The following is an 18,503-nucleotide window of genomic DNA, read 5'->3' as shown; positions in this document are numbered from 1 at the left end:
TTGGAGCCCTCCCGCTTTAAGCTACGGAGGACGAATCCCTTAAGGACACATGGCTGTGCAGCAGGTTACCGTCGCACAAAATTTTAAGAAAACAGAGTGCGTGGTGTGTAAATTGATCCAAAGGGTCACTGGTGCAGATCTTTAAATGATGAGACCCGTCATCAAGTTTGAAGTTATAAGTCGTTATTTTTTGCTATTGGTCGAAACAGTTCCTGGGTTCAGAATTCCGGTTACAGTGCTGTCGGTTATTTCTAGAAATTTGAAGATATCTGAACTGGAGTATTCGTCTAATTGTATAGGTGCCCAGGTCATGCTGTTTGTGAATTTCCAAGCCTTCTTTTTTTGCAAGTATCTATTCAGTGCCTCTATGTATTTTCTGAATGCTGGATTTGTATTGTCCTTTAGTGTGAGATATTTCTTTTTATCCTTCTGTAGGAGGAGCTTTTTTGCGAATTGTGGCTGGAGCCCTTCGATGTAGGTGTCATTGACGACTATCGGGGCAGGCCGCAACCGAGTATGTCGTATGGCGCCTTTTGGGCCGCCATCTTTATAGTACGTATGAACACCTTCAGAGGCGCCTGGAAAAACCATGCCCAGGCTATCAAGCTCCCTACTTCCATATTCATATTTAACCACCACGTCACGATATCCAGCGAGTACGCAGTTAATTAGATTATTTGCTGTGCCAAGTTCATTCATCTTCCTAAATAATGAATATCCGAGCTTCTGTGCTATCGAGTTTTCAGAGGTGTTCGGGTCCTCTACTTGCTTTACAACTTTTGGAGCGTCGGCAGAGTGGCAGCTATCTATACATATTTTTTGGGGAGTATAACCGGCATGGGTGCAGAGTAGGGCTATTGCTTCTCCCACAATTTCAACATCTATCACCGAGCTTCCTATCGCGCCATGGACTGCAACGTATATACCAAATGTCTTCGGGATGATTTGAGCTACTTCGTTACTGTTCTCTTGGTGAAAGTCAAGGTCATGTTCTCCACACATCTCTGCAAATTTGGTGGCAAGCACGATGGCGTTGTTGTATTCACTCCAATTTAATAGTTCATTTGGCACCTCGGCGTACTTTGAAGAGAGGTACATGTGATTGGCTCGCATCTCTTGCCTAGAGCTTTCAGTTCCGCAAAACGTGACGTATATTTGTTTGTCGTATCCTTTCATGCAGTCTCCTTGACGCTCGCGATTGCAGGCTGGGGCTCAAAAAGACACTAGCTTGAAACTATAAAAAAGCAAAGCGGCGCTGTTTTCTACATGCTTGCGATTTGTCCGCCCTAGCGAGTGTACTGCTCGAGCTCACGAAGGTTGAGTTGTAACGGTTCGATTCCTCTAGCTCGATCGATGTCTGCTGCCATTCTGATAGCAGCATCCAGTTCATTGATCTTGTGTTCCTGCCTGATTTTGAAACGTGCTGCTTTCTCTTCTGGTTCGGTCATGGCCATGGCCAAGTAGAGGCTGGGTGGAACTGCGCGAAACAACGCATCCATCGACTTTGAAAGCACGACACCTTCGCAATATTTCCCAGCCTCTTTACGAGCCGACATCATCAGGGCTTTCTGAGCAGGGCTGAGCTCCCGAAACCTGGCGATCTTCTCCACCTCATCAGGCGGCATGCTCAGGCAGATCCACCACTCGATCATGTTCAGCATTGGTTCTGCGGCTTTGGGCAGGTCATCGAGATTCTGGGTTGCCAGCCAGAACCACGCCCCCAGTTTTCGCCACATCTTGGTGATCTTGACAACGTAGGGAGCGAGCAGTGGATTTTTGGTGATGATGTGTCCTTCATCAGTGACATTGATGATCGGACGCCCTAGAAACTGGTCACGTTCGGCGATGTTGTTGACGGTGTTAAGCAGCGACAAATACGCGATCGAGAGTTGAGCGTTGTAGCCTTCACGAGCGAACGTAGCCAGGTCGACGATGGTAATGTCGGCTTCCGGCCAAGGGGTCCCTGGACGATTGAACAATTCTCCATCCAGCCCCTGACAGAAAAGATCCATAGCCTCGGCCATTTCCAGAAGGCGCACGCGGCGGCCCTCTGGTAGACCTTTGTCTGCACCTAGTTCACGTAGCGCATCACGAACATCCTGGGTAAGCACGGTTCGATGTTCACTGGTGCACCGTTGTGCCGCATTCAAAATGCTCTGGCGAATGAGGCTGCGATCTGCCCGGGTGAGACGTGCTTCTTCCTTCTCCTCACCGCCGGTAATCATCAGTCGGGCAGTGATTTCCAGCTCGCCCAACACATCACGTTGCTCATCGCATTCATAGGGCGAGGCTGTCTCATCCAAACGGTCCGCATCTAGCGTTTGAATTTCATCCGGTGTTTCCACCAAACGACGGGCGTCTGCGAAAGGGGCCAGACTTACGCCAGCACCCGGAGACAGCTTGACGTGGTGTACGGTCAGATCGAGGCGCTTGGCAAACTCGGCGAAGAGCCCGAAGGAATTGCCAGCCTCGACGATGATCAGCCGCGGCCGGTAGATAGCTGTGATTTGGTTCAGGATGTTGTTGAGAGTGGCAGACTTGCCCGAGCCTGTGGGACCGAACAGGAACAGGTGTGCATTCATCTGGCGATCAAGGCGGTTCAGGGGATCGAACGAGAGGGTGCCACCACCACGATTGAAGAACGTGATCCCCGGATGTCCCGTGCCCTGACTGCGCCCCCATACCGGCGCAAGGTTCGCGGCGTGCTGCGCGAACATGAGTTGGCTGTACCAGTGGCGTTTGTCCTTGGCCGGATCGAAGACACAAGGCAGCCAACGCATGTAGCTGTTGAGCGGTGCAACTTCGTCATCCTCGCGCACCGGCTGCAACCCCGCATTAAGCATGACATTGGCCAGTTGCATACCTCGCGCATCCAACTCCGCTATGTCTCTGCCGCGCAAGTAGAAGGCCAGTGATCCACGGTAGAGCTTGTGGGAGCTGCCAATAATAGATCTGGCTTGGTGGACATCCTGGCGTGTCTGTTCCGAAGCAAGGGTGTCGCCGACCGACTTTCTGCTCAGATGGTTGAGGTGGGCCTCCAGTACGTCCTGAGGTGTGGCGACCAGTGTGAGGCACATGATGATGTCCTCAGGCATTTGATCGAAGTAGGTATTTATCGCGTCTCCTTTACGCGTTTCGCCTGTCAGATGCCCGGTGTGAGGAGGAGTGCGCAGTCGGTCCATCAGCATGACCCGGTGGGGCATGTCATTGAAGTACCAAACGCCTTGAGCAGCGTCAGATCGCGGTTGACTGAAGAACAAACGCTGGGAGAAGTCAGTGCCGCTGGCCAGCTCGATTTCGCCTTCTTCAGTTTCCTCAGGGTAAGCAGTCAATTGATAGAAGCGTTCGCGAGCCTCCGCAGTGGAACCCAGATGTGTCGGATTGGGGTTGAACCAGCGCAGTAACCAGTCGTGGATTTTGTCAGCTCCTATTCGCTGACTCTTGATGCCGGCGCTTGTTAGCCCAGCGGTCAAACGATCGCAGACTACGTTCAACGATTGTTCTGGGGAGTGTTCCCGGCGCGAGGCAGATGACTTCGGTACTTGTCTGTAGACAACCATCCGCACCCGTCGAGTCTGCCCGCGCCAAGGGAGTCGAGTGAGAGTGGTGTCTTCAAAGAGCCCGCCAGGCTTGGCGATCGCATCAAGATGGTGTGCAAAAAAGCGTAAATAAAACTCGCTGAAGGCACTGCCGCAGGCCCGTGGTTGCAGATACTGCCCCAGGGATTTTAGATAACAGTCCCAACTGGTCTCGTCCTGTGCGTAGAGCTGTACAACCCATGGATTGTTGTCCAACTCATCGAAGCTGTCCTGTAGAACATTTTCTAACGTGTCCCGGGCTTGCAGCAGCCAGGCGCTTTCCCGGCCTTCTGTGCCCAGTGGCGTTAGCTCGAAGAATGCCGCGACGGACAGCCCATCCTCCAACAGCATGCACTGCGTCAGCGGTAGGTACTCAACCCAAGGCAGACGATCTACAAAAGACGGTGCGAAGTCATATGACGCGCGGTCATCGACGTCAGTTGACGGTTTTCTATGCCGTGACTCAGGTTCGGGCAACCCGTTCTCGGCAAGCTTAGCTATATGGTTGTCCCATGCGCCTGGCCCAGGAGACGGCTGCGAATGTTCGTTGCGTTTCCATTGAGAAAACCAGGTCATCAGTAGTCCTCCAGACGTTCGCCGGGCATTGCGTATTGCACGCGTTGATGCAGCGGAAAAACGGTGCTGTAACCGGGCACTGGCACGGACTCTGTTCCGGCCCAATGAGGAAAGACGTACATCACCAAGTCCGGGTTGGGCAGACGATGAAATTGTTGGTGGATCTCGGTCTGAGCGGTGCGTGTATAGGGCGTGGTTGAAGATGGCACCAGCGGTTCAGTCAGCGGCCGTCTTAACGCCTGTCTTGCGTCCAGTAACTGTTGAGCGGCTTGACCGCTTCTGGAACCACTGGTTTGTTGGTTCCAGACATCCATCATGGTGCTGCCGTCATGGCTGAGTAGCTCTTCGGTGTCTGTCGCGCAGCCAGTCACTGCCGATGCGATCAGCACGACCGTTATCATTTCAATCCAAGTCCGTGGCGACATGGCGACCTCCAAGGGTGTGATCGACTTTGCGCCCCTTGGCGTCATAGTCGAGGATAAGGGGCTGTTCGATGTGCACGGATACCTGGGCACCAGGTTCGACGTAAATGGCTGCAAAGGCCTGGCCGTAAAGCTTATTGACCCACTGCGAGATGTCTTGCACGCCGCTGGCCAGTAACCGATTCATGGCTTCACTTCCAGAGATGCCAACGGTGCTCAATGAGCCACCGTTGTTTCCTGCGTAGATGGTATTACCGTCGGACTTGATCAGAGAGGCGACCCCGACCCCGGCCGCGGTAATCAATGTTTGGGAGCCCAGATATTGCTGAGCGTTGCTTCGACGTTTGCCGGCGACGCAGGGAATACCGTGTCGATCGCTGATCCACCCTAGGCCTTCCTGAGTAGCACCGCTGTTGGAGGCGTTCTGCGAGTCACCTCGCGAATCTTTGTGATTGTCTGCGGGCAAGCTTCGGATGGTGCCGTCCTGGAAAACAAACGTGATGGAGCGGATCTGTCCGCGAACGCAGGACAGCGTCCAATCTCCTGAGGCAGTACCACTGATCACAGCGCCCGCCACCTCAGGTAGATCAATGCCATTGGCTGTTAAGTTGTCCGGCCCGATGAGAACTTTGAAGGGGTAGGGGTCGTTGACGGTGCCGTCGATGGGCACACGACCGATAAGCGCTGTCATTGCGACAGACCCCATCAGCGTTGCATTGGCAGGGACGGTGTAGGTCTGTTTAGCGGTGGGGACTTCAACATCTGTGGTAGCAGTAGCTGATATTGAACCAGCAATGTCACCCAGTGTTTTTTGCGCAGGACCAAAACGGGTAGGAAAACTAAAGCTCGGCTCCACCGAGGATCCTGCAGCGTCTTTTGGTTTCGTATCGTCTGGCTCAACCCAGCGTATGCCGTCCTGAGAACCACCTTCCTGTAGAGCCATGCCCACCGGCACGTCCAAATTGCCGTCTCTTTGCGTCAGGTTATCCAGTTGCCACTGAAGACTCTGCAGCAACCCTTGGATATCTGATTCGTCGCTGCCAGAAGCGTTTTGCTCCTCCTGCATACGCAGTCGTTCTTTCTCCAGGGCGAGTTGTATGCGTTCTTGCAAAGTGTCCTCAAATTGTCGCAGCTGGTCCGAGCCTGCGTCATTGCGCTCATTTTCGCTCAGTGATTGCTTGAGTTCCCCCCGCAGTTGCCTGACCTGTGCCACCAACGTGGCCACCGTATCTCTTGGCGTATCTCCCTCAAGGCCAAGCGCTTTCATCTCTTCAGCAGTAAGTTGGCTTTCAGCTTCGGCTGGGTTGGATGGCGAGGTTTTATTGCTGGGTAGTAGCTTCAGCAGCACCAGCAACAGCAGTAGCGCTATCGGGATCATCAACCACTTAAGCAATCCATTACTTCTCATGGTTTGCCTCCAGGGTTCTTGCCGATGCGGTATTGGGCAGGTTGAGAGCTGCGTTTACAGGGCTAATGGCTGGCATCAAAGACTGTGCAAGGCCATGTCCGCGGGTCGTCAGGTAAAGCACTGTGGTGTCTACTGGGGTGCCCTTTGCGCCAAGGTGATGGTGCTGGAAGGTGGCTGTCGCAAAATCTCCCAGCAACATACGAGGATCAAGGTGGATGGAGTGCTCGGTTTGATTGGTCAGCCGGATAGCCGTCACCCAGTAATCATCCAGACGCCACGCGGCCAGGGCCCTGGCCTCAACAGGTAAGCTCGGCATCAGCAAATCGAGCGATAGGTCGGGGGATATATTGACCCGTCGCACGCCTGCCAAAGGTTCTACAGTGCGTAACGGTGCGTACAGATTTTGTGCGGCATAACGTGTCAGAACCATGGGGACCGGCGTACGTAGGGTTGTTCCGTTGTCCAACGCCGTAGGGGCAGAGTTATCTGCTTCCGCGCGCTGTTGTCCGGTCGACTGTTCAACGATTTGGATGGCTTCTAGTTGCGACTGCCCGTCTTGAGCAGGCTCTGCGACGATGTCCAATAGGATCAGTTCGCCAGTGAGCGCATCTTGGAGTTGCAGACGGGTCGGCTCGATTGGTTCGTTCGCCCTTAGGTAGACCGTTCCTGCCGCGCTTTGCACACGTAGTCTGCCGCCAAGCGAGGTGGGTACCCCAACACGTACATTACGCTCTACAAACACCACGCGCTCCTGGCCTACAAGCAAGGGAACAGTCAAAGGCAGACGCTCCCAACGCATGACTTCCACTGCTTGGGTTGATGCGACGTCCAGGTTGATTGCGAGTACCAGAGAAGCAGACAGCAGCCGTCCCTTCATGAGGCGTCTCCTAGTGGATGGTTCTGATTTCGGGAGCCAGGCGACAAGGTTGTGGGCATCACGATGCGTTGAGGCGCACCGTCGTAGCAGTCCAGTGCAAGACCGAACGGATTGAGCTCTGGATCGATGTCCAGGCGCACAACCTTGATGGGATAGCGAACCAGAGCGCGTTTAATCTGCTCGGCGCCGTAATATTCGTCAGCGTTGACGTCTAGGGTGACAACCCAATCGCGCTCGGAGACCACTTTCACGCGCGTCTCAGGATCATCCCCATAACCACGTCCGGGAATTTCGTATAAGCCACGTACTCGTTTTCGCAGCTCCCCTGACCGTCGCCGCTGGTCGTAGTCATGTTGGAAAAATGAGCGACATTCTGGCGTGAGGTACGCTGTCAGAGATTGCAGGTTTCGGCTGTAGTCTTCCTCACCATCGGTGGGCCAGCGGTTGAGTTGCTGGAATATGTAGAAAGTGAATGCGTAAACGGATTCTGGAGGGACCTCCCACCATTTTCGGGTACTACCAGAGCGCAGATCGGGTGGAACATGAATTGTTAGATCACGTGGGGCCGTCCACCAGCCCACACCCGTCCCCAGTACCATGAGAAGGAGAGCCCCAGAACATAGGCGTAGCGTTTTAACGTGAGACTGTAGGTGCAAGACCTCGTTTTTGAATCGGCTCATGCACCACCTCGACGTGCTGTCCAGAAACCGGATCGAGTGATCAGTTCATGTGCACCTAGCTGACACGCCAGTCCGGGGTTGTGAATGGCCAACCACCATTGAATCTGTCGATAAAGCCACGTCTCAGGCCGTCCTCTTTTTTTCCGGCGCAGCAAGCTGCCACCGATGAACAGGCCCGCCGCAATTGCAAACACAATAGCGGTGGGTACCACTGCGATACTCGTTGCCAACCAAGCCGCAGGGATACCCAAGACCAGTCCTGCGCTCGCAGACAATCCTGAGCAAATCCAGAGTTCATCGGCAGTCAGGCCACGAACAACGACAGGCTGACGGTTCAAACGGTGGGGAAGAAAAGTGATGGTGCCGTCTGGTGCATTTTGAAAAAGGGATTCCATGATGTGTTGTCCTCACAGAACCCCAGTGGCTTTGGTCAACAGCCAGATGCCCACCACCAGCATGACGGCGCCGACGGCTATGCTCAGACCAAATTGCCCCCAGGTTGAACGTCCCGTATGAATCTCTGAGTACCGTGTGTAAGCGTGGTAGCAAACACCGATAAACATTGAGGCAACAACCAGTAAGGCCACCAACATGACGATGTCATAGCCGTAGTTTTGCATCGTATCCATGATGCCTTTGCCGGCACCACGGGTTGGGTCTTCCATGGTGGGCAACTTGCCTTTGGCCAAGGCAGGAGATGGTAGCGTTACGCAGTAAAAAGCAATGCTCAGGGGGAACCGTTTGAAGCGCAGAGCGTTCCTGTTCATGGTGTATTCCATTAGCTCAAGAAAGAAGGACGAACGTCAGTGCCAGGTACATCGCGGTGAATCGGATCATCACGCCCAGAAACTGTCGCTGGTTCAGTCGCTGTTCAGACCAGCCGGAATAAGCAGTCCGTATGGCCCAGGTGCCCCAGAGCAATAACGTCGCAAAAACAGCTGCGATCAGCACCGAGGCCGTGATTGAGGGGGTGAAACCGCCATTTGCCTGGAATGCCGCAATCTGAGCAGCATTCATTGATCAGGCACCGCTTCATCGACGTAGCTGCCACGCAGAGCTACTACGTCGCGTGGTGCTGCGCGCTGGGGGTATAGGTAGTCTCTGATTCCCTTACTGACGCGATGTATGTCCGCACGCAGGTCGACGTAACTGAAGTGATAGCGCGTCGGTTCTGGGCTCCTGATGAGATCCTCTGTGTAGGTGAGCCTTTCAATTGCGCGCAGCTCGCGCAGGACCGTTGCTAAGCGGGTATGTTCATCAGCGATTTCGGTGGCTATCGCAGGGATGTCTTCTACAAGTGCGAATAGCAACACAGCTGCCTTGAGGTGTTTTGGGCGTGGGTGGGTAGTCATGGTGAGCTCATTCTGTTCAGTCAGACGGCTCGATACTGAGGGGAGGGAGGTACTGATGTTGCGATCAATCAGGCATTGGTAGTCACCCGATTGACAACCGCCGTGTGCTACGACCGATCGAAATCTCTATGCGAAGAAGCATACGGAGTACGTCGACTACCGTTCACAGTAAACTGGCAGAGATCCCCTTCGGGCTCGGATCGCACATTAGCGGTCCAGCCGGTTGAGAATCACGACTTGTGTCGTCTAACGCAGTGCCAGTCAGCTCACACCGTGAATTTAGGGATTAATAATTTTTTCGGGACTCTCCAGGGCCGCAAGGAACTCATGTTCTCCTTCAACGCCCCACCATGGGATGGATACAACCCCGCCGATGTCTCCTAGTTGTCGTAGTAGTTCCAACAAAGAGTAGATTTGATCTCGCCCCCAATGAGCACCCATCCGGTAGTCCAATATGAGGCTGTCAGAGGAAACGTAAATGCCAAGGTCAGGTATCTGACCCCGGGTGCCACATAGTCCACCCAGAACCACGTGGAATGCCTCTGACGATCCTGAGCTTACGAGCAACGCATCCTGAGGACCGGAGAATGGCTTTTCGCTTTGGGATGCCTTGATCCAAAGATAGCCGCCGTCACCAGTGACATTTTTTGCACCATGATCGAACAGATATTCAAATGCCTTCGGTACAAGCGACGCATCTGAATACGTCACCACGATCTCGGGGAGCGATCCATCGTTGGTTGTGAAGTAGTCGGAAAGATTCACGGAGCGTGCCTATGGTTTGGAAGGGAAGGGACGGGACGATTGTCGATAAACCCGTGCCCCAGGGTCAGAGAGTAGTGATTACACGATATTCATAAATATTTTTTGAATCTACTTATCGTGAGGGCCACCACCATTCCCAGAAGGGTCGCGCTGGGCACTAGGATCAAAACTGCGTCCAGGCTCACCGGTAGTGCCAGATAGAGAACCCAAGGCCACGTGATGAGCGGCATCACACAGGCTTTAGCACGATGGTAGATGTAACCTGACTCGCGTCCCGCACCGAAACGTCGTATGTCCCTTTGAACTAGCCCGTCAACCAGCCCAACAAATGCAGCCATCACGAAAAGCGGCAGCGTTAGAGACAGCACCAGTAGCCGAACAGTGAACACCAGCACGGTATATGCCGCCGCGATCAGGCCGTTTTCAAGGTGTGTGTAGATTGTCCCCACGTAATAACGGACAGTGCGCTCGCTATCATTATGAGCGCTCCGTGCTTTTTTCGATGTGTTGTGCAGTGACTCAGCGATCCCGGTTCGGATAAACACCGCGTCATATGCCGCAAGAACGATTTTTTGAGCGGTTCGACCCGGTTCTTGGATTAGCGCACTCTGGGTGAAATCCTTGGCCAACTGGTCCAGTTCAAATTCGAACATCTGTTGCGAATGGTGCCAGCGTTCCTCAGGCCAGATCAGGTACATACCGATGCACTCGATCACAATGCTGAGCATCAGCGAGCCGCACAGCACACCGATCAATCGAAACGGCAACATCATCAGGCTGATAAACATCCCTTGCTGCCGCACTTGCTGATGTTGAGCTGCGGCAGCGGGATCGCTCATATGCTTTGTTGCTCGGTGTCATGGGAGTCTACGAGCAGATCTACGGGGAGCGGGGCCTCCTGATCCTGAGTCACCGTCGTACTCCACCATTCATTCGCCGGGACGTACCGTTTACGCATATATCCGGCCATCGCTTGCAGATCCCTGGGCATGACCTCGTCGGGGTCCGGCGCGGGAAGGGGCATACGGATCTTCCAAAGCTGGCCCCCTTCAATCAGCCCAAAAGCTTGCCCTTTGGGTAGGGCCACCACATGTGCAGGTTCAATCATTGGAACGCTAGTCGCCGTGATCCGATCCTGAGTATTTGAGATGAAGGCGGTATTTCCATGAGGATCTGAACTGTCAGTGGCTGCGCTCATCACCGACGTCGAGTAGACCTCGACGTTTGGCAATTGCTTGGTGAGCAGTTCTGCAGTCACAGTTTCACGAACGCGCAGCATGAAGAGGTTGTTGAAGTTACCAATGACCTGGCCCGCTTTTGCGCGATTACCGATCCGCGCCTCAATATCGCTAAGGGTCTGGGTGTAGGCCGTGACCTGAATGCCGGCACCCCCGCCTTTGTTGATCATCGGGATAAACTCGTCTCCCATCAGTTCGTTGAATTCGTCGGCATGGACGTTGATGGGGATTTTTTTGTCGGCAGATGCTCCAGGCAGACCATAATCAACCCCGAATTTGTAGATATGACCTGCGACAGACACCAGGTCAGCAAACATTGAGTTGCCGACGGCAGAGGCGACTTCTGAATCGGACAGCGCATCAAGACCGACATAGACCACGGCTCGTTTGCGGATGATCTGCATCCAATCAAAGATCGGCCGCGGATCTTCCAGATCCACGTAGTCAGGCGCCAATAGCTGAGCGATGTCGCCAGTGGTGAGTTTCTCAAGCAACGGCAGAAGCGATGCGACGATTTTGTCGAAATAGGTCCGGTCATAGCGAACAGCGGAACGAAGGCCATCAAGCACAGGGTCATACAACCGCGCCTGGGACAGGTATTGCTCGATTGCCACCACGCGTTTCTCGCGACCCATCATGTGTCGTGGAATATTCTTCTCGTTTAGCTTGGCCTCGATTTGGACGATGACATCCCATGCTTTTGGCTCGTTCTCGGCGAAGAAGTAAGCGGCGTATTCAATGAACAGGGCGTCGATGTTGATCACGTGACGTTGGATCAGCAGGTAATCAGGTCGCTGACCCAGTTCTACCAAAGCCCGGGCAATGATATTGACGAAACGCCAAGCAAACTCCCTGAATGCTGCGGAGTTGCCTTCGCCCGACAGTTGTCCGGCGATTCGGGACGCTACTTCGGTGATTCTTCCGAAACGACCGATTGCGTTGTAGCGAGCTGAAATCGACGGTTGACCCAAATGAAATACATAAAACTCGCCATCGCGGCCTGCGCGCTTGGCCTCGACGTACATACGTTTGAGTAGCTCAGCATCACCCTTGGGGTCAAAAACGATGCAGACCTCGTTGCGACGGATGTCTTGGGTGATAAACAACTCAGCCAGTCGAGTTTTGCCTACCCGCGTCGTTCCCAGCACCAGGGTATGGCCCACTCGCTCGGCCAAGGGCAGGGTGACGTCGACCTCTTGAGGTTCGACAGCATGTAACCTGGGCAGACCACCCACTGGGGGCAGTGGCCTGACCGGGTTGAGTGGGTGATCCAGTCCTGTGAGTCGAGGCAGATGGTTCAGTGGGAAAGACGAAAACTCGAGTCTCGCTTCCAACCGGCGTGCCTGTTGGTAGAGCATTGAAGGCTCTACATACTTTCGGAATTCTGGTCGGTAAGTCTGCATCAGCCGATGGGTGTGACGCTGATCCCAACGAAACCCTTTGCCGACAAACAAGCGTTGATGACTGACCGGTATCTCACGGCTGGTCATCACATAGCGCGGTAGACGTCTCATTTGCCGGCGATAACGCAGAACAATGCAAGCCTGCTTCAGGCGAACCGCCCCAAGGACCGCACATGCGAGCGCTGCCCCCGTCCCTATGGACGGGGAGAGTGCCAGTGACCAAGGGGCTGTGAGGCATAAAGCGGCTGCGGAACCACACACGGCAACGCTGTACAGCTCCACGGCCGGCCGCAGAAGGGTTTCGACGGAATGTAGTTGCGTCAACGTTACTGCTCAACGCTGCTGGCTGTGATCAGCACTGGGTAATGACGAAGGTTCAAGCGATGGGCCAAGTCATCTGCTGAGACCGGAAAGAGTGTCAGTCCTTGGCCTATTCGACGAAGGTCCTCAAGTGAGGTCTTTGACTCAACATTGACTACCAATCCCGCAGCTTTCAGTTTGGTGAGCAACAGTCGACGTTGTTTCAACCAGACTCGTGAGCGAGCGTCATCACCGACCAGGAAGAATGCTGGTAGGCCTGTTGCGTCTAACGTGCGTCGTTGAACAACACCAGGTGACAAAGCCGGCGAGCGGACCGGCAGCATGTCTTCTTCACTGTAGCGCGCCTCCGCGAAGGAGGGGCTCAAATCCTCAGCATTAACTCCGTGACAGTTCAATACCCAGAAAGCCAACGCCCATGCACAGGCCGACTTCATGACCGGTACCTCCCTGCGTCTGCTAACCGATGCTTCAGGGGTTGCTCCAGCGCTTCACGCGCTATGTCGCGAAGCCCAGTCCTACGCGAATTCATTGCCGCTGCCATTCGCCATTCACCTCATGCATGACCGCCGGTAAATCACCTTCATCGCCGATTGATACCCATCGCCCGTTGTCGTGATTGATTGTGATGGTCCCGTCACGAATTTTCGCAGGCTTTATGCCGACTTTCTGAGCCCACTGGCGGATGCGATTGTCGTTCTGCTTACTGTCAATTAAATAGAGATCGAACGCCGCTCCAGAAGCCTGCAACCGTCTGACACGATGCTCGCATTCGGGACAGTCGTATTGGACGAAGACGACCTTTCTCCCAGTTGTCTTGATCATTAGGGGGCTGCTCATGGGGGGCGGGTTGACCAAGGGCATTGCTGGGTGGCGGTCTTTCCACGCTTGGTCATAGGCTTGCTGATACGCCAACAACTTTTCGACACGTCTTGCTTCAGCATCCACTTGAAGTCGTGCATAACGCTGACGTTCCACATCCGTACGCGCCTCAATTCCAAGAGCGCTCAGTGGATCAAGGTTCGGGGAGTAGGTACCCAATGGGCCCTGCATCAGCGATTGAAAACGATCAAATTCCTCTTCTTGCAAGCCCCATTGCTGGGCCAGGACGGCTTTGTTGTCGGACAGCGCTGTGCTGGGACGAAGGTTGCTATGGGTATTCAGTGAGATTTTTGTACTCGGTTCCTGCGCATGGGGGCTGGAAAACAGCAACATGAGCAGCGGTGGCATTAGCTGCAAACGGTTCATGAGAGCTCCTATGGAATATTCAAACGGTGTGTCACGCCGTCAGCTACAAACACCGCAAATAGATCGTCGAAGCCCTCAAATCTCCAACCCGAGTAGGACTCACCGATCCTTATGAGTCGGCTTTGGTCCAGTGATCGGCTCCCCACTGGCCCAATGGATAGGAAGCGTTCACCGCCGCGTAACTCTCGACCGAAAACCTGAAAAGGAGGCTCGAGCAGTTTTTTCGGTTTACGCGCAGAAGAGGTGTGCTTGCTGGGAATGGATGACTGCGCCAGTTGCTTCTGACGGGACTCGATTTGCTGCACTCGCTGCCCCAATGCTTGCCAATCCGTCTGAGGACCAATGCTAATCACCGAGTGTTCAATATCGGTAATACGTCCGCTGAGCTGCGCATACAAGTCGGACAGTTCAGTACGGGTGGCTGTGTTTCGATCTGGCTGGGTATTGAGGATGGACTGCTCCAGTTCCATGACTCGATCTTCAAGGTATTGAAGCTCTGTGGAATCAGCCTGCTCCACAAGACGTTGTGCCAATTTTGATAACGCCATTTGGTGGGAGATAAGCGTGCAGCAAGCAGCTGACAACACCACGGTCGGAGCCCAGCGCAGAAATCGTGTGCCAAGTGCTGAATTGGAGGAGGTTGAATAAATCATTGGATTGTCTCGGAGGCGACAGTGGTGGGCAGGAAATTCCCGGCAGGTGCGCTCCCGGCCGATGGGAGAAAGCAGACCCGGCGCAGACGTTCATCGGTTTGCAACAACCAGGCAGGTCCTGCGAGCATTTGCAAGACATCGCGCAGCACCATGGGGCCGAGCTTCAGGTGCGCTGCCGGAAGCGGGAGTGCGAACAGGGCATTGTTTTCGGGCGTGCTGTCACAGAGTTGGTAGCCCGAGCGCAACAGAACGTAGCGCAGGGCGTCCCCAACAGAGACGGACCAAGTGCTGGGAAGATCGATATCGATGATTTGCAGCAGAAGATTCTGCTTTGCCGCTTCAGGCGTCAGTTCCACCAGCGTGTAGCGGTCGTATCGTTGAACGGGAACGAAGTGTTCTGGAGGTTGGGTAGCAATTTGTTCAAGGTCCGGGGCAGCGGCCGGTATTTCGATGGATCGACAGCCCGCTAGCATCAGAGCATTGAGCAATAGGAGAAAGATGAGGCAATTCTTGAGTTGTGGCATACACCGAATTCCTGAATGTGAAGCGCAGAACATCTCAAGCTGGTGTGCCGATGACAGCCTGGAATCAGGTGCGAGGATTCACCCGATTGTGTGTCTCAAAAAGAAAACGGCCTCCGAGGAGGCCGTTTAGAACAGCAGTTGAAGGTCTACTGATGCCTGGCCGCAGGCTTCAGTATTCTTCAGGTAGAAGAATGGTGGTCACGCTGCGATCAGCTTCGGTGATGATCCACAACTTCAACCCTGGTTCAACATCGTAAGAGGACATCAATCGATAGCCCTCTATCAGCGCAGCTTCGTTGAACCGACGATCTTCATCGCAGATGTCTCCCCAGTCCCCAAAAATATGGCGGGCGAAGTAGTGAAACGGATCTAATCGCTTTGCTCTCATTAATGCGTCGATACCAGGTGTCATAACCAAGGCGCCGTGCTCGGATATAGGTATGGCTGAAGAGCCAAATTTGAAAACAATCATGGTCTACTTCCTATTCAAAATTGAGCCATGACACCCCCTCGGGCGTTATGGCCCACGAGGGAGGAGGGGAAAGTCAGCGTCGACGTTGAGTGACGACGTGTAGGAACAACCAAGACCCGTTTCCGGATCTGAAATTAGACTGCGGTTTGCGCTTGGACCTCTGGCTCAGTTGCCAAGCACGCTGGTTGCGTCAACTTCTCTTGACTGGGATTTTCTGGAGTTGCGGGTTCATGTTTGTGCACCACAACACCATCGATCTTGATCCAGTTCAACAGCAGTAGCCGGGCCTTGAAGCTCACACCGAACTGCCCCTTATTGAGGCCTTTGGAGTAAGTAAAGGTGTCCACCCAAGGATCTCCCAGGCGAAAACCGACCAGCACTTTGCGCTCTGATTCAACAGCTTTAGCGCAACGACGAACCAGGTCTTTTGCCTCTTCGCCTGTCACACGTACATCGAAGCGTCGATACTCCGGGCCATCGGTAGGACCATTGAGCGCTACGATGTCGCAGGCTAAAAACGATTCGCCTTTCTTGAGGTTTACCTCGCGTATGCGGTTGAGGTAACCCAGTCCAGTGATATGAAGATCGAAGTAAGTCTCGTCAGAAAACGCATTGCTCATGACATGCCTCCAGGCTAGAGAAAGCAGGTGGAGGTTCGTCACCCCAAAGGGGACGATTGCCCCCGATAGGTGAGTGATTCAGATGACGCGCTGGGGGAACAAATGCGATGCCCCAATGGACAGAGAAAGCTGTTTACCAGCCGTGGTAATGCATGATCAGCGAAGCTATAACGTCTCGCTGCTCAGGCTCTAGAAGCCCCAAATCAGCCAGACCTTTAACACCTGACTGTTTGAGCAGATCGGCCCCTTTACCGGTGTCGTGGAAACTTACCAGCGCGGCTAGAAAAATCCGCTCATGAGTGCTCAGGACTTCAAAGTTCTTGTCGATCATTCGCAGGATGGGACGCAAATCCCATCTGCAATTTGCCTTGTTGAAACCGGCTTTAGAACCATCGCCAAAGTAGTTGTAGCCTGCTAAAGCAACGCCTTGTTTCCAAGCGAAGAAGAAAGCTGCCGCAGTGTTACTGGTATCGGCAGGAAGATAGTCAACAGGCGAAGCCTGGGACAGGGAGGAAAACTGAGTAACGGTAGAGTTTTTCATCGTATTGACTCCTTGGATCAGGGGTATGTGTGAGATTCGAATGAACTCGCACGGTGAGAGACAGGCATCCACGCCATTTGAGGCGCTCGTCCGCGGGGTTGATGCTGAGCGGACTGGCAGGATCAGCGTGAAATGAGCTTTCACGACGCAGCTTTGAAGACCCTTGGCTGCCTGGGCATGCACTGATCCTTGATCAGTGGTGCGTGATCCAAGATTGGTTTTTTTGAACCTGGCTGTCAGCGATCAATACCTTGCTCGACTTCCCCGGATTTTAAGAAAGCGTATTGAGCAATCGTTTCCCGAGCCAAGTAAGGCAAGGCACGGCTATTGTGTTGCCGATGGCCTTGTAGCGAGGCCCGTCAGCAGCCATCAGCACCCAGCCGCTTTCAGTGGCTTCCCAAAGGTCCGAAGGGCGGTTACGGCTGATGCGTCTGGTTGCGTATTGGTGTCGAGGGATCCGGGTGTAGTCATCTGGTAATCCTTGTAAGCGTTCGTATTCGATAGGAAGCAGACGTCTGGCTCTCTGACGAATGCAACGATTGATCGACGCCTCAGGGTTCTGGTCCAAGTTGCAGACCCCCGCCCGCGTCTTGTTACTGCAAACGGAGTTGCCCACTGTCGCGCTCACAACGATCGCAGCGTCGTGATTGCAGGTCAGAGTAGGGCAGCATTCCAGCGCTGCTTCTGCGCCTCCTTGGCCGTTTGCCATGCCGTAGGAGTTATTGAACGCAACGGCGCGCTCTAATCTGTTTGTTGCTGGAGAGCTTGCCTGAGCAGCGCAGGCAGTATTCGTTTGCAACGTGCGGTCCGGCGCAATATCCCGGCGCGGGCTGTCAAACTCAAAAAGTAGCGCGGCGGGATCGAACCCTGTACGAGCACTTGCGACAAGGAACACACGACGGCGTCGTTGGGCCACGCCGAAATATTGGGCATCCAGGATGCGCCAAGCGATTGTTCTTTGGGGACCAAACACAATACCCGCGTGCGACCACGTCTTCCTTGGCGGGTAAAGTTCGCTTTCTTCGCCAGACAGGGCCGCGAGAAAGCAGCCAAAAGCGTTGCCCTTGTCGCTGAGTACGCCGGGCACGTTTTCCCAGACGACGATGGTTTCGGGTTCATTTCTGCGCCGTCTAACTTGGTCGATGGCATTGGCGAGCTCCACATATTTAAGCGTGAGTCCTCCGCGTGGGTCTGCCAAACCTGCGCGAAACCCGGCGATGCTGAAGGCCTGACAGGGGGTTCCTCCAATCAGGATGGGCGGAGCCGGCACGCAGTCATTGAGCACCTGACTGTCTAGCAGGGTCATATCACCCAGATTCGGCGTTTCAGGGTAGTGATGCGCCAATACCGCACAAGGAAATGGCTCAATTTCGGAAAACCAGACAGGCATAAATCCAAGCGGTTTCCAAGCGACGCTGACGGCTTCTATGCCGCTACAAACACTGGCGAATTGAAGATGGTTGCAGGGTTCATTCATGGGCATGTCCTTCTCGAAGGCGGCCTCAATCGCCAGGTTGTTGTACCTGGTGAGGCTCTGTTGTTGGGAAGGGACAGAGATGCCGAAGGTCTGACCTTCGGCTGAGAGGGAGAAGCCACCAGTGGGCTGTGCGGCGTTTGGTGGTCGTCATTTCCAAGCGCCGAGACAGCGCTCACTCGACCCTTATCGTGGCGTGGGTCGTTATCGTGAGGCACACATCCGCGTACAAAAGGAACCCGTTGTTGGGCCGGCGGGCGCCGGCACAGATTACATCTACCCTGAAGGGTCTCCTGATCGCCCTCAATCAAGGCGCTCAGGGGATCCTTCAGGTCAGATCCGATGGAACATTTA

General features: G+C 54.1%; 21 protein-coding genes. All 21 read right to left on the bottom strand.

Features of this window, described 5'->3' with window-relative positions; all coding sequences use genetic code 11:
• Positions 1 to 183 precede the first annotated feature (183 nt).
• The 21 genes from QOM08_RS16885 to QOM08_RS16785 all read right to left on the bottom strand — a co-directional run bounded on the left by QOM08_RS16885 (position 184) and on the right by QOM08_RS16785 (position 18,158).
• Entirely contained in the window at positions 184 to 1,176 is a 993-nt protein-coding gene (locus tag QOM08_RS16885) for a hypothetical protein (RefSeq protein ID WP_316911866.1), read from the bottom strand.
• A 110-nt stretch (positions 1,177 to 1,286) separates the two neighbouring features.
• Complete coding sequence (locus QOM08_RS16880; protein WP_316911865.1) at positions 1,287 to 4,154, bottom strand: conjugative transfer ATPase; 2,868 nt, start codon at positions 4,152 to 4,154, stop codon at positions 1,287 to 1,289.
• Positions 4,154 to 4,579 (bottom strand): TIGR03751 family conjugal transfer lipoprotein, encoded by a 426-nt coding sequence (locus QOM08_RS16875; RefSeq protein WP_316911864.1) that lies wholly within the window; start codon positions 4,577 to 4,579, stop codon positions 4,154 to 4,156. Before QOM08_RS16875 ends, QOM08_RS16880 begins: the two co-directional genes overlap by 1 nt.
• Positions 4,557 to 5,984, bottom strand: coding sequence for a TIGR03752 family integrating conjugative element protein (locus tag QOM08_RS16870; RefSeq protein WP_316911863.1), 1,428 nt, complete (start codon positions 5,982 to 5,984; stop codon positions 4,557 to 4,559). Before QOM08_RS16870 ends, QOM08_RS16875 begins: the two co-directional genes overlap by 23 nt.
• Positions 5,974 to 6,861, bottom strand: coding sequence for a TIGR03749 family integrating conjugative element protein (locus tag QOM08_RS16865; RefSeq protein WP_316911862.1), 888 nt, complete (start codon positions 6,859 to 6,861; stop codon positions 5,974 to 5,976). The genes QOM08_RS16870 and QOM08_RS16865 overlap by 11 nt, the downstream gene beginning before the upstream one ends.
• The gene (locus QOM08_RS16860) at positions 6,858 to 7,541 is read right to left on the bottom strand and encodes a PFL_4703 family integrating conjugative element protein (RefSeq protein WP_410479080.1); all 684 of its coding nucleotides are present in this window, start codon (positions 7,539 to 7,541) and stop codon (positions 6,858 to 6,860) included. Before QOM08_RS16860 ends, QOM08_RS16865 begins: the two co-directional genes overlap by 4 nt.
• Positions 7,538 to 7,936, bottom strand: coding sequence for a TIGR03750 family conjugal transfer protein (locus QOM08_RS16855; protein WP_316911861.1), 399 nt, complete (start codon positions 7,934 to 7,936; stop codon positions 7,538 to 7,540). Before QOM08_RS16855 ends, QOM08_RS16860 begins: the two co-directional genes overlap by 4 nt.
• Positions 7,937 to 7,948: 12 nt before the next feature.
• Positions 7,949 to 8,308, bottom strand: coding sequence for a TIGR03745 family integrating conjugative element membrane protein (locus QOM08_RS16850; protein ID WP_316911860.1), 360 nt, complete (start codon positions 8,306 to 8,308; stop codon positions 7,949 to 7,951).
• Between the two features lie 16 nt (positions 8,309 to 8,324).
• A complete protein-coding gene (locus QOM08_RS16845) occupies positions 8,325 to 8,558 on the bottom strand; it encodes a TIGR03758 family integrating conjugative element protein (protein ID WP_316911859.1) in 234 nt (77 codons plus the stop codon).
• Positions 8,555 to 8,893 carry an RAQPRD family integrative conjugative element protein gene (locus QOM08_RS16840; protein ID WP_316911858.1) on the bottom strand — a complete coding sequence of 113 codons (339 nt, stop codon included), beginning with the start codon at positions 8,891 to 8,893 and terminating at the stop codon, positions 8,555 to 8,557. The genes QOM08_RS16845 and QOM08_RS16840 overlap by 4 nt, the downstream gene beginning before the upstream one ends.
• A gap of 279 nt (positions 8,894 to 9,172) precedes the next feature.
• Positions 9,173 to 9,658, bottom strand: a complete 486-nt coding sequence (locus QOM08_RS16835; protein ID WP_316911857.1) for a hypothetical protein — start codon at positions 9,656 to 9,658, stop codon at positions 9,173 to 9,175.
• An 89-nt stretch (positions 9,659 to 9,747) separates the two neighbouring features.
• Positions 9,748 to 10,497 carry a TIGR03747 family integrating conjugative element membrane protein gene (locus QOM08_RS16830; protein WP_316911856.1) on the bottom strand — a complete coding sequence of 250 codons (750 nt, stop codon included), beginning with the start codon at positions 10,495 to 10,497 and terminating at the stop codon, positions 9,748 to 9,750.
• A complete protein-coding gene (gene traD / locus QOM08_RS16825) occupies positions 10,494 to 12,623 on the bottom strand; it encodes a type IV conjugative transfer system coupling protein TraD (RefSeq protein ID WP_316911855.1) in 2,130 nt (709 codons plus the stop codon). Before traD ends, QOM08_RS16830 begins: the two co-directional genes overlap by 4 nt.
• 2 nt (positions 12,624 to 12,625) lie before the next feature.
• Entirely contained in the window at positions 12,626 to 13,054 is a 429-nt protein-coding gene (locus tag QOM08_RS16820; RefSeq protein ID WP_316911854.1) for an integrating conjugative element protein, read from the bottom strand.
• Positions 13,055 to 13,145: 91 nt separating this feature from the next.
• Positions 13,146 to 13,865 carry a TIGR03759 family integrating conjugative element protein gene (locus tag QOM08_RS16815; protein ID WP_316911853.1) on the bottom strand — a complete coding sequence of 240 codons (720 nt, stop codon included), beginning with the start codon at positions 13,863 to 13,865 and terminating at the stop codon, positions 13,146 to 13,148.
• Positions 13,866 to 13,873: 8 nt separating this feature from the next.
• The gene (locus QOM08_RS16810) at positions 13,874 to 14,518 is read right to left on the bottom strand and encodes a hypothetical protein (protein ID WP_316911852.1); all 645 of its coding nucleotides are present in this window, start codon (positions 14,516 to 14,518) and stop codon (positions 13,874 to 13,876) included.
• The gene (locus QOM08_RS16805; protein ID WP_316911851.1) at positions 14,515 to 15,042 is read right to left on the bottom strand and encodes a PilL N-terminal domain-containing protein; all 528 of its coding nucleotides are present in this window, start codon (positions 15,040 to 15,042) and stop codon (positions 14,515 to 14,517) included. Before QOM08_RS16805 ends, QOM08_RS16810 begins: the two co-directional genes overlap by 4 nt.
• 169 nt (positions 15,043 to 15,211) lie before the next feature.
• On the bottom strand, positions 15,212 to 15,514 hold the full coding sequence (locus QOM08_RS16800; RefSeq protein WP_316911850.1) for a hypothetical protein: 303 nt from the start codon (positions 15,512 to 15,514) through the stop codon (positions 15,212 to 15,214).
• Positions 15,515 to 15,648: 134 nt separating this feature from the next.
• Positions 15,649 to 16,134, bottom strand: a complete 486-nt coding sequence (locus QOM08_RS16795; RefSeq protein WP_316911849.1) for an STY4534 family ICE replication protein — start codon at positions 16,132 to 16,134, stop codon at positions 15,649 to 15,651.
• A gap of 133 nt (positions 16,135 to 16,267) precedes the next feature.
• The gene (locus tag QOM08_RS16790) at positions 16,268 to 16,675 is read right to left on the bottom strand and encodes a hypothetical protein (protein ID WP_316911848.1); all 408 of its coding nucleotides are present in this window, start codon (positions 16,673 to 16,675) and stop codon (positions 16,268 to 16,270) included.
• Positions 16,676 to 16,946: 271 nt separating this feature from the next.
• Entirely contained in the window at positions 16,947 to 18,158 is a 1,212-nt protein-coding gene (locus QOM08_RS16785; RefSeq protein WP_316911847.1) for a DNA cytosine methyltransferase, read from the bottom strand.
• Between the last annotated feature and the right edge of the window lie 345 nt (positions 18,159 to 18,503).

Source organism: Pseudomonas sp. P105 (assembly GCF_032614175.1).
GTDB lineage: Bacteria > Pseudomonadota > Gammaproteobacteria > Pseudomonadales > Pseudomonadaceae > Aquipseudomonas > Aquipseudomonas rhizophila.
Note: the sequence above shows the minus strand (reverse complement) of the source record. Positions and strands in the feature narration are given on the sequence as shown.